General features: G+C 34.6%; 11 protein-coding genes. All 11 read right to left on the bottom strand.

Annotated features, from left to right (window positions below; all coding sequences use genetic code 11):
* Positions 1-479 (bottom strand): MATE family efflux transporter (locus P8H68_RS11745; RefSeq protein ID WP_300325320.1); only part of this gene is annotated, 479 nt, incomplete at its 3' end.
* Between the two features lie 11 nt (positions 480-490).
* Complete coding sequence (locus P8H68_RS11750) at positions 491-1,891, bottom strand: alginate export family protein (protein ID WP_300325323.1); 1,401 nt, start codon at positions 1,889-1,891, stop codon at positions 491-493.
* Positions 1,892-1,963: 72 nt separating this feature from the next.
* Complete coding sequence (locus P8H68_RS11755) at positions 1,964-2,674, bottom strand: isochorismatase family protein (RefSeq protein ID WP_300325325.1); 711 nt, start codon at positions 2,672-2,674, stop codon at positions 1,964-1,966.
* 14 nt (positions 2,675-2,688) lie between these two features.
* Positions 2,689-3,090, bottom strand: coding sequence for a hypothetical protein (locus tag P8H68_RS11760; RefSeq protein ID WP_300325327.1), 402 nt, complete (start codon positions 3,088-3,090; stop codon positions 2,689-2,691).
* Between the two features lie 87 nt (positions 3,091-3,177).
* Positions 3,178-4,032 carry a pirin family protein gene (locus P8H68_RS11765; RefSeq protein WP_300325329.1) on the bottom strand — a complete coding sequence of 285 codons (855 nt, stop codon included), beginning with the start codon at positions 4,030-4,032 and terminating at the stop codon, positions 3,178-3,180.
* A 51-nt stretch (positions 4,033-4,083) separates the two neighbouring features.
* Complete coding sequence (locus P8H68_RS11770; RefSeq protein WP_300325331.1) at positions 4,084-4,500, bottom strand: MarR family transcriptional regulator; 417 nt, start codon at positions 4,498-4,500, stop codon at positions 4,084-4,086.
* A 155-nt stretch (positions 4,501-4,655) separates the two neighbouring features.
* Entirely contained in the window at positions 4,656-6,881 is a 2,226-nt protein-coding gene (locus P8H68_RS11775; RefSeq protein ID WP_300325334.1) for an MMPL family transporter, read from the bottom strand.
* A gap of 502 nt (positions 6,882-7,383) precedes the next feature.
* On the bottom strand, positions 7,384-8,697 hold the full coding sequence (locus P8H68_RS11780; protein WP_300325336.1) for a DEAD/DEAH box helicase: 1,314 nt from the start codon (positions 8,695-8,697) through the stop codon (positions 7,384-7,386).
* On the bottom strand, positions 8,697-10,037 hold the full coding sequence (locus P8H68_RS11785) for a DEAD/DEAH box helicase (protein ID WP_300325339.1): 1,341 nt from the start codon (positions 10,035-10,037) through the stop codon (positions 8,697-8,699). The genes P8H68_RS11780 and P8H68_RS11785 overlap by 1 nt, the downstream gene beginning before the upstream one ends.
* A gap of 60 nt (positions 10,038-10,097) precedes the next feature.
* A complete protein-coding gene (locus P8H68_RS11790; protein ID WP_300325342.1) occupies positions 10,098-10,667 on the bottom strand; it encodes a uracil-DNA glycosylase family protein in 570 nt (189 codons plus the stop codon).
* Positions 10,668-10,670: 3 nt separating this feature from the next.
* Entirely contained in the window at positions 10,671-12,131 is a 1,461-nt protein-coding gene (locus P8H68_RS11795; protein WP_300325345.1) for an AAA family ATPase, read from the bottom strand.
* Position 12,132 lies beyond the last annotated feature (1 nt).

A 12,132-nucleotide genomic window follows, 5' to 3' on the forward strand; every position in this document is an offset into this window, starting at 1 on the left:
ACATTTCCGGTAGCTCTTAAAACGCCACCTGCCATTAAGCCAACTGTTAACAAAGGAATTCCTACTAATAATGGAATGATATACAATTCAATCAAAGGTAAAATAGCGGCATCAGCTCCCATAAAGGTAAAAATACTTGCAATATTAGTAATTCCTAATATTGAAATAACTAAAGAAGCAGTAAAACTAATACATAGGGCAATTACCGTGGTTTCATTTACTTTTTTACGATCATTTGATCCCATGGCACTACCAATGATGATAGATACCCCCACCGATAACCCTATAAAGAGCCCCACGACCAAAAAATAAATGGTAGAAGCAAAACTCAAGGCTGCTAGTGCATCTGCTCCCAATTGCCCCACAAAATAGGTGTCTATGACTTGAAATAAAAAGGTAGACAACATCCCAATACTTATGGGAACCGACATAGAAATCAATGCTTTTGTTGTTTTTTGTTCTAAAATCAAATTTTTCATACTACGTTTTATTAAAATTTATATTGTAAGGCACTTGCCCAATAAAAAACATTTTTTCCGACACCAGTTTCCATAGGATAAGGACCTGCCTCTACATGAGAAACAAAATTCAAGAAAGTAAAATGCTGATTGATGATATAAAATACATCCAAGGCGAATTGATTTCCAAGTCTACGCTTGTCACTTGTTATGTTTGGTATGGGACGTACTTGTACCATTCCAGGTGTATAAGTTCCGTCTTGAATACTCGTTCTAGCAAGATAATAATATCTAAAATTAAAAAACAATTTATCTGTAGGTTGAAAACCAAATGTTGGACGGATATGGGAAATATTTGTCGGTCCTTGTGGAATGGCCAAGCCATAAACCGGTTTCGGATACATAGGATCAAACGTATTCATTTGATTGTCGTTGGCATCATAATCTCCGGTAATATAACTCGCCCCAATTCCTATCATCGGTTTCCAAAAAGCCGATTGAAAAATATAACGAACCTCTCCTGTAACATTCAAAGCAGCTACCTTGAGATCATTGAATTTTCCTGCTTGCAACATGGTTTCCACATCATAATAAAATTTTGACCCATGATTGTGAGCTCTCATTCCTACGGTATGTCTACGATTTATTCCTGAAACATAATTAAATTGTCTTCTTTCAGAATAAAACCCTAGATAATACGCATCTAATTTATTGTTCTTGGTTTGTCGTAGATTTGCATACCCACCCCAGACATACTCTTTGATGTGTTTGTTGTCAAATATCCCAGTCTCAATAATAACCGGCGTTGCAACTAGTAGATGTATGTTATTGGATAGGGTATTCGTTAGCAATGTAATTCCATCAAAAGACAATCTATTATTAGGACCTTCTCTTGAAGAAATCAACAAACCGTTTCCAAAATCATACTCTTGTCTCCCTACTCTAAGGCTCATTTTTCGTTGTTGCTTTTGTTTTCCGAACTGGTACTCAACAAAAGCCTGATGCAAACCAAGTCCATCTACTGCAATTTCAGGAATCGGTGCATTTTGATTTCCAAATTCCAAAGTATTGTTCAATTGCACAAAGGTTCTTACACGATGACCAAGTTGAAAATCTGCGTGCAACATCAATCGGTGTTGAAGAATCCCATTTTTATTATCTACGGAGCCCGGTGGTAAATCACCAAAATTGCTGTTTTTTCTATATTCATACCATTCACGGACTTCTCCTCCGAAAGAAACATAATGATTTTTATGAGATAATGGAATGTACTTTAACTTATCTGTTCCCTTCTTTACAATAGCTTCCGATTGTAGATAAGAGAAATCATCATTGTACCTTAGGTTTTTGATAGGCCCGGGTTGCGCAAACAATTTGCTCCAGGATAACATCAAAACAAAGAACAAAAAAGAAAATTTAGTAAAGGTTTTCATTGGATAGGTTCCTATATTAGAATAGAAGCTGTTTGATAATTTATTTGATCAAACAGCTTCTATAAGATTGGATTAATACTTACCTGCAAATGGGTAAAAGTGTAATTTCATGATTTCTACAAAACCACCTTTGATTTTTTTATCTGTAAAGGCTTTTGGATTCGTATAAGAACGTAACATCTCTGCGCCTGCACCTTCCCAAGTAAACGGAATTGCACCTGCTTGAACCATTCTATCAATCGCGGTATTGTGAGCCATTTTTGTAGCATCTCCCATCAAATCCGTTAAGATATATACCTCATAACCATCTAACAAAGCGTCCAATGCCGTATAGGTTGGACAACCTGAAGTCCACAAACCTGTGATCAATATTTTTTTTCTCCCCGTTTTCTTTACTGCTTCAACCAAAGCTTTATTTTGCCAAGCATTCAATGAAACTCTATCGATGTTTTCTACTGATTTGGGAATCAAATTTTTCAATACTGGTATCGTTGGTGTAGAACCAGCGGCTTTGACACCAATAGTTGTTTCGATAATTGGAACTTCAAACAAATTTGCAGTTTTTATCATCGCTTCCATATTATTTATCATAACATCTTGTTCAATATTATACACCATATTGATCAAGTCTTGCTGCCAATCAATCACCAATAAAACTGTATTTTCTCCTGTCAATAGATTGTCTGTTTTTGCATTTTTATGTACATAATTGGCATCTGCTTTTTGTGCAAATGCACTTACTGTAATCAATGCCATTAGGATGGCTGTTTTTAAATTTTTCATATTATAAATTGTTTCTATTTGTTAGATATTCTTGCTTTTACTAATGCTTTATTTAATAATACCAATGATTCCTCTTCGTAAGGAGATTGCACAATCTCTACCTCTTTCCCTTGTAATTCATAGATCAATTGATAATATTGCTCTAAGGTCCATCCCTGCGTATCTATAGATCCTCCTGGAATTTGTCTCTTGGCAGCACTAAACCTACAAGCCCCAGGAGCGAAATAGATGACTGACCATTTTTTTGATTTTAGTTTTTCTATAAAATCTACATCATCTGTGGTAGGAATGTAGTTGGCACCACCAATTAATGGAGGTACTATTTTTGCGAATCGTTGTGATAGTTCTGGATCACATCCTCTCGCTAAAACGCTTTTTTGAGAGTTGTCTGTTTGAATTTTTGTTTTCGTATCCATCTTGTTTATGTTTTTAAAGTTTTTATCTGTCATACATCCTGCACAAAGCAAGACCGCAATAATCATATTCTTAATAAGCATATGTTCTTATGAAATCTTTCCAAATTTTCCTTCTTGAAAATCTCTTTGTGCCTGTTGAATTTCTTCTTTGCTATTCATTACAAAAGGCCCTCCAAATGCAATGGGTTCATTTAAAGGAGTTCCTGCCAATAGTAACAATTGAGCGTTCCCTTCTGTTGAAATTTCTATTTCTGAGCCTTCCTGCGACATTACTCCCAATTGAAATGCTTCTAAAGTTGTTCCTGAAACAGTAGCGGTTCCTTCCAATACATAGAGCATTACATTGGAAGATTTTTTGAAAGAATCTATAGTCATTTCTCCTTTCCCCTTTGCAATAAGATGCCCAACCTGAGTTTCTGTCGTGGTGTTTATTAAGCTATCCACCCCATTTAAAACCCCTGAAATAACTCTAAGTTCCATTGCATCTTTTTTAATTGATGGGATGTTATCCACTGTGGCATTATGAATTTCCGGAGTTGACATTTTCTTTGATTGTGGCAAATTGACCCATAGTTGCATTTCATGAAACCTACCGGTGTTTACGTCAGCTTCCATATCTCCACCATGAATTATTCCTGAACCGGCGTTCATTCTTTGTACAGAACCCGAATTTAACTCCGCCCTGTTGCCCATAGAATCGCGATGATTCATTTTTCCTTCAAACATAAAAGTCAGTGTTTCAAAACCTCTATGTGGATGGTCATGCCCATCACCATTCAATTTCCAATCCTTTCCAACAACCTGCGGACCGATATGGTCCAACATTAAAAAGGGATCTGAATTCGTAAAATTATTCGTCGGAAAAGCTCTGTTTCCGATAACTCCTGGAATCAACCCGTTTATGGAGCTTGGTGATTGTATTGTTTTAATTTTTTTATTCATAACTACTACATTATTTGTAGGTACATATATTTTTGTAAAAAAACACAAAAATTACCCTCTTAATTTTTTTATCAATTCTGTTAATACTTCTTGTTCCTTTTGATTTAGGTTATCCATCATAGGTTGATGAAATTCTTTGACTTTAGCATCCAATTGCTGCAACAAGTTTTCTCCTTCCTCCGTAATTAAAATATCCATTTTTCTTCTATCTTCAAGTGAGATGGTTCTTTCTACCAAACCTTTTAAAGCAAGCTTATCTACTATACGAGTCACATTACTTGATCTTTGTACCATTTGGTCTAAAATCGCATTTACAGATATAGGACTTCCCTTTTCACTTTGCAAAATTCGTAAAACATTATATTGAGGCTCATAAATACCAAATTCTTTTAACTCCTTAGAAATTGAATCTGTAATCCAATGCCCGGTTCTAATAATTTCATGAATTGCTAAATAATACTTACTCATAACACATACAATATTTGTAGGTACAAATATATAACACTTTATTGAAATAGCACTATGAAATCACATAAAAATAATACTCCAGTCAGAAATCAACTATATTTTTTCTTTAAAACAATATGCAGGTACTATAAAATAAGGCTAACCAAGAATGACGATTAAAGAAACTTTTTAAAGAATTTTAAGACAATGATCGGCGCTAAAATCAAATCAACAGCTAAAGTAATAAAGACAATCAAACCTACTAACACGCCTAAAGTATAAATTTCTAAAGAAATGGATTGCATCAACATAAAAAAACCTCCCATCAGAATAATGCTTGTAGCTAAAATAGCTTTTCCACATTCTAAAACTGCTTTTTTAATGGCATCTTCAATAGAATTTCCCTTTCTCCTCTCCCATTGAAATTTACTCAAGAGATGGATTGTATCATCCACAGCGATGACAAAACCTACGGTAAATATAAGTGCTATTTCCGCTCTTAATTCCACACCACAATAACCCATTATCCCTGCAGTAATTAACAGAGGTATGATGTTTAACACAATGGCCAAAGCCCCAAGAGCGATATTTCTAAAAACCAAACTTAAGGTAATTGAAACGATGATTATGGCTATCAGAAGTCCAATGAAAGTGTTTTTTATACTTTTCTCTTGGGAAATACCAATCAATAAGTCAATACCAGACAGTTGAGCTTTTAAAGGATGTTCGGCAACAATTTCAGATACATTTTGAAGAATTTCTTTTTCGAATGCTGCCATTTTTTCGGATCCCAAATCTTTCATTTGAGCACTAAACTTAAATCTTGTCCTATCTGAGTTTGCCAAATAATCTTTGGACATAAACAAGGATAATTTCTTGTCGTATTCTTTTAAAGAATTCAGATCTATGTTTGTTTTATTTGTAGAGGCAATACTTGCATTTTGCATCTGCCTGTAATAATTGACGGGAGATTTTAATTCATTCAATTCTGATTTAGATCCTAAATAATCCTCTATTTTCAGGACTTGCACAAATAAAGTGGAATCTAAAAGACTATAACTATCTGGGGTACTTACAATCAATTCAAAGGTTCTAGAACCCCCAAACTTTTTCTCAAAAAACTGGTAACTAGCATACAAATCAGTATTTTCTGGAATAGAATAATGACTTCTATTTTTGCTAATAAACTGAATTCCAAAACTACTTATTATAAGTAATACAGCAAACGTAAATAGAACCTGATTGGGTTTCTTGTAAATTTTATGCAACCACAAATTTAGTTTTTGGCTTAAGGTTGAAAAGTTATTTCTGATTTGAAACAAGTGTTTGTCCTTTATTTTACTGAAATAAAATGGTAAAAAAATCAATGTTAACATAAAGGTGAGCACCACCAAAAATGCAGATTCTACCCCAAAATGACGAATTGCTTTTATGGGAGAAAAATACAATACCATAAAACCTACGGAAGTTGTGAAAGAGGTTATAAACGTTGTAAATCCAATTTCTGAGATGGTATTTTTAATTGCCTTTTTGATTGGGAGTCCTTTCTCTGATTCCGTATCAAATTTAATGCAGAGATGCACAACATCCGATACAGCTACGATGAGGATAATGGTTGGTAAAAGGTTTGACATGGTTGTCAGCGGTCGATTTAAAGCTGCCATACCACCTAAAAACAAAATAATAACCACCAACACTAAAACGATTGGAAAAACTATGGCGATGGGTCGTTTAAAGATGAGTAATAAACTTACGCATAGAAAAAGAATTACCCAAAATAAAAATTTTCCAATTTCTTGAACTAAAATATTTTTGAAGCTCACATCCACTACTTCTCTACCCCATAAAAATGTATCTGCATGGGACTGCTCTCGTATGCTATTGATATCCCCAATAAGTTTTTCTAGAGCAAAAGGATCTATATCTGGAACAATCTCAATCCATATAAACAAAGCCTCTTTCGAAATAAAGCTTTTAAGCAAAGGCTCATTTTTTATTTTGTGAATATTAACCTGGTATTCATCTTCTTTATTTTGATTGATATAAGGTAAAGGAATGAGGCCAAAACTCGTTTTAACAGGGTAAGAAATAGTTAGAATACTGCTTACTTTTTCTATGGACTGATGCTGTTTTAGTTTATTTGATAGGCTATCTAATTGAATCAATGCATCTGTGCTCCAGCTAGAGTCTTTGGTTTTGATTCCTAATAAAATGACATCCTCTTGATTGGCAAACTCGGATTTTAATTCTTGATACAATTCATAATCTTGATCGTCTTCATGGAAGAATTGAGAAATATCAGCATCAATTTTTATAGCAGGTATATTAATCAACGATACGATCAATAAAATTGCCAGAATAAAAAAAGATATATTCTTAAATTTAAACAAGTTATGAATCATTTAGGACTTTTGCTTTTTCATGGAAAGATACGAACAGAAAGCACGGATAGAAATACTTTTTTATAAAAATTAGGAGGCCTTTTAGAATTATAATATTGAAGAGACTTCGACAGGCTCAGCCTCCGACATGTATCCGGACCCTGAGCTTGTCGAAGGGTAACCTTAACGAGACTTCGACAAGCTCAGCCTCCGAGAATATATTCAATTACCAACCATGTCAGTTCGAGTGATCTATTTTTCATGGATTGTATCGAGAACGATTAGAGTACTACTTCTCGATACTAATTTCTTCATTTCATTCTTAAATTCACTCGAAGTGACAACGAGATTTTGACGAGCTCAGCCTCCGGATAGAAAAGAGACTTCGACAGGCTCAGCCACCGGGAATGTAGCTCAGCCTCCAAAAAAAGCCCAATCAAAAAATGATTGGGCTTTTAAATTTTATAACTGATACGCTTAGTAGTCTCCTATTTGCAGTTGTACTATGCTTGATACAAGTTCTTTACAAAACGGATACGCGTACTTTTTTCTTTTTCAACCTAGTATTATTTAATTTCTGTGCTAATTTAGATGCTATCGATTTAGGCACTGCGACAAAAGCACAATCCGACTTAAGCTCTATTACCCCTAACTGATCTTTATTTATATTTCCTTGTTTGAAAAACAAACCAGCGATATCTCCTTTAGAAATTTTATCTTTTCTACCTCCAGAAATAAACAAGGTCTCCCAAAAAGGTTCTTTTATTACATTATTTCCTGAAAGGTTTAGCACGGCAGATTTCCCTACAAACTCTGGCAATGATTCTTTATTCCATTTGATCATATAGGCCGTTCCTTTTGCATTTACTCTCGCTGTTCTACCATTTCTATGCGTAAACTCCTCAGCTCCTTCTGGAATTTCATAATGAATGATATATTTCATTTCAGGAATATCAATTCCCCTTGCAGCCAAATCACTGGCTAGTAAAATAGTGGCAGATCCATTCCTCAAACGAATCAAGGCTCTTTCTCTTTCTTTTTGGTCTACACCTGCATGAAAACAGGTATGAATGATTTTTTTCTTTGTTAAAAAAGCACTTAAATCCTCAAGTGTGTTCTTTTGATTACAAAATACTATTCCAGGTTCATCTCCTAAGTTTTGAAGTAATTCCACCAAAGTATTGTGCTTGTTTTTAGACGCAGATATTACCGTCTTTAAAGTAAGCTTAGAATCTTTCTTTTCAGATAAATAATTTAATGTAACCGCTTTTTCCATCTGGATATATCTTGGGATATCCATATCCTGGGTAGCTGAAGTCAATACTTTTTTATCAACATTAGACAAAGATTTAACAATATTCTGCATATCGCCTCCTGCTCCAACTTCAAAAGAAATATCAAACTCATCAATAATCAAGGTCTTTACTTCCTTCGTAGTAAACCTTTCTTTTCCAAAATGATCTGCCAACCGACCCGGAGTTCCAATTAAAATTGACGGTGTCGTTTTTAAATCTATCTTGTCCTTTGCAATCGCTCTACCTCCATAAATAGCATTCACCTTATACCCTGAACCCATAGAACGTATCACTTGTTCTATTTGTATCGCAAGTTCTCTAGATGGCACCACAATCACAGCTTGAACTTCTTGTACCGCTGGATTCAATCTTTCCAGTAATGGCAGTAAAAAAGCGAGTGTTTTTCCTGTTCCTGTAGGAGAAAGAATCACCGTACTATCATTAGCATCAATGACCTCTATAGCCTCTTCTTGCATTGGGTTCAATTGGTAAATATTCAATTTACTCAATATCTCCTGTTGGTTTTTTATTGTATTGGCCATTACTTTCTTTTTTTCTTTTTTGAAGTTTCCTTTACCAAAGCACTATTCTCTTGTTGCAAAACATAATTTGCAAACATTTTCTCCACCAATTCTTCTTTGGTCAAATGATGGAAAATTGTATGAATTTTATTCTTGTATTCCTTAGATACATTATGATTAGGCTTCGTTTTAAATATTTTCTTTGCCCATAACAAGCCGTTATTTTCTTCTATACTCTCTGCGCTAGCTTTTTTAAACTCATCAAAACGAATTCCTAATTCATTTTCTATATCCTCTAAGTCATTTAATTCTTCTTGTTGGATTACAGACAAAGCCAAACCATCAGCACCTGCCCTCGCTGTTCTTCCTGATCGATGTACATAAGTATCATAGGTGTCAGGCAAATGGTAATTTACCACATAGGCAATATCTTTTACATCAATCCCTCGAGCAGCCAAATCTGTTGCCACAAGAATATTGATATGCCCCATTCTAAATTGTCCCATGATTCGATCACGTATTCCTTGAGACAAACTTCCATGAATCGCACCGGAAGAAAATTTATTGATCGCCAAATTTTTAGCCAACTTATTCACCGCTGCCTTTGTTTTACAGAAAATTATCCCTTGAACACCTTCATTCGCATTTAAGAAATGCATCAAAACATTCAGTTTTTCTATAGGCTCAACGACAACATATTTATGATCAATTTTAGTATTTCCAGTAACCGACATATCCACAGAAACCTGCGTAATATGTTTCGACATATAGTTTTGAATCAACTGTTTTATTACTCCCGGCATGGTTGCCGTAAACAAAAAAGTTCTTCGTTTTTTAGGTAAAACCTCAACAATTTTATCAAGACCTTCTTTTAAGGAACTGATCATCTCATCGGCTTCATCTAATACAAAATTCTTGGTATTTGTTATATCAATTTCTCCACGTTGAATCAAATCAATCAATCTACCCGGAGTTGCAATCACCACTTGTGGTTTCGCTTTAATCAATTCAATTTGAGGTTTGATAGGAACACCTCCACAGATGGAAGCTATAGAAAGGCCCTCTAAATGAACAGAAAAAGTCTTTAAATTCTCATATATCTGCTGTCCTAATTCTCTTGTAGGAGCCAATATTAAAGTTTGAATGCTATCATTTGAAACCTCAACCATCTGTAATAATGGCAAACCAAAAGCAGCCGTTTTACCTGTTCCTGTTTTGGCCAATCCCACGAAATCATCATTTTTGTTTAGGATCACCGGAATCGATTTCTCCTGAATTTCAGTTGGAGTTTCTATTTGTAACCCCTGTAAAGCTTTTAACAATTCTTCTTGAATCCCAAGACCAGAAAAAGTTTTAGACATATCTTTCATTTTTTGCAAAGATACTGTTAGCCTTTCAGATTATCGCAGTTAATACAATATTTAAAGTAATTCTTCTATTTTCATTTTTAAAACAGGAAGGATTTCATCTTTAAACCAACTGTTTTTTTTCATCCAAATATTATTTCTCGGAGAAGGATGTGGTAACACAAAAAATTGAGGCAAGTACTCCGAATAACTTGCAACAGTCTCCGTTAATGTTCTCTTTGCCATTTCTTTTAAATAATATTTTTGAGCATAACTCCCTACCAATAGAACAAGCTCAACATTTTCTAATTCTGTCAGTATTTTAGCATGCCACAAGGGAGCACATTCTTTTCGTGGAGGCAAATCTCCAGACTTCCCCTTACCAGGATAGCAAAACCCCATAGGTACGATAGATATAAAATCTTCATCATAAAACAAATCGGCATCTATACCCATCCAAGCTCTTAGATTCTCCCCACTCTTGTCATCCCAAGGAATTCCAGTTCGATGCACAACAGAACCGGGAGCCTGGCCGATAATAACGATTTTTGCTTTTTTTGAAGCAGACAAAACAGGTCGGCACCCCTGTTTTAAAAAAGGAGCACATTCCTTACAATTTCTAATAATGTGAAGTAGTTCGTCCATTTTCTATAAATCAGAAAACAGCGCACCGTATTGATCTCTAAAGGAATATCCTTCTTCCACTCTCTCTTTATTTAATTTTTGAAATTCTACCAGAGCCCACAGCACAAATTCTTTCAAGAAATAAGAATCCTCTTTAGAAGTTTCTTTCGCATAGGTTTGAATCAACTCATCCAAAGGAGCAATATCATCTAAAGCAGATTTGTATTCTATTTCGGAACCATTGTCAAATAGTTCAAAAGTAGTTTCTTCAAAAAACCAATCTAATAAAGGATCATACGCATCTTTTTGATTTTCTTTTTTAAGCTTCGATATTTTTGGGAATTTTTCTAGAAATAAGGTCTTCACTGCTTCACCAATTAATTTTTCAGCAACAAAAGCCGCACCTTCTTGTTCTCCTTCATAGACTAATTCAATTTTACCAATAATCGAAGGAACCATTCCTATAACATCACTAAATCTAATAGAAGTGCTTTTTTCATTAGATCCCAAAGCTCTGTATTCTGCGCTACTCAACAAATTTTCATAGGCAGTAATACTCATTCTTGCACTTATTCCGCTTTTGGCATCTACATATTCGCTGTTTCTCGCCTCAAAACCAATTCTTTCTACCAAATCCTTTACCAATTCTGGTATGTGAATCGCACACAATCTTGAGTTTTGCAAAGCAGCCTCTTGCGCCGTAATAGTCTTCGCTACTTCTAGGTTCTCTGGATAATGTGTTAAAATTTGAGAACCAATTCTATCCTTTAAAGGAGTTACAATACTTCCACGATTTGTGTAATCTTCAGGGTTTGCTGTAAATACAAATTGCAAATCAACTGGCATTCTTAATTGAAATCCACGAATTTGAATATCTCCTTCTTCTAGAATATTGAACAAAGCAACTTGAATTCGAGCTTGTAAATCTGGTAATTCATTGATCACAAAAATACATCGATTGGCTCTTGGAATCATCCCATAGTGCAGCACCTTTTCATCTGCATAACTTAATTTTAAAGTTGCCGCTTTGATAGGGTCTATATCGCCAATTAAATCAGATATTGTTACATCTGGTGTTGCTAATTTCTCAAAAAACCGTTCCTCTCTATGCAACCAAGCAATGGGCGTTTTATCACCCAAACGAGCTAAAGTCTCTCTACCAAAAGAACTGATTGGTTGTAACGGATCATCATGAATTTCAGACCCCTCAATAAACGGAATATATTCATCCAACAATTGAACCATCAATCTAGCCAACCTTGTTTTTGCCTGTCCTCTTAGACCTAATAAATTTATATTGTGTTGAGATAAAATTGCTCTTTCTAATTGAGGAATTACAGTATGTTCGTATCCATGAATTCCTTCAAAAGAGTTTTTGTTTTCTTTGATATTTACAATTAAATTATCTCTTAATTCAGCTTTAATACTTTTTGATGTATAGCCTGCCTTTATTAATTCACCTAAAGTTTTTATTGTTGTATCCATA

Source organism: Flavicella sp. (assembly GCF_029238425.1).
In the GTDB taxonomy this organism is placed as follows: Bacteria; Bacteroidota; Bacteroidia; order Flavobacteriales; family Flavobacteriaceae; genus Flavicella.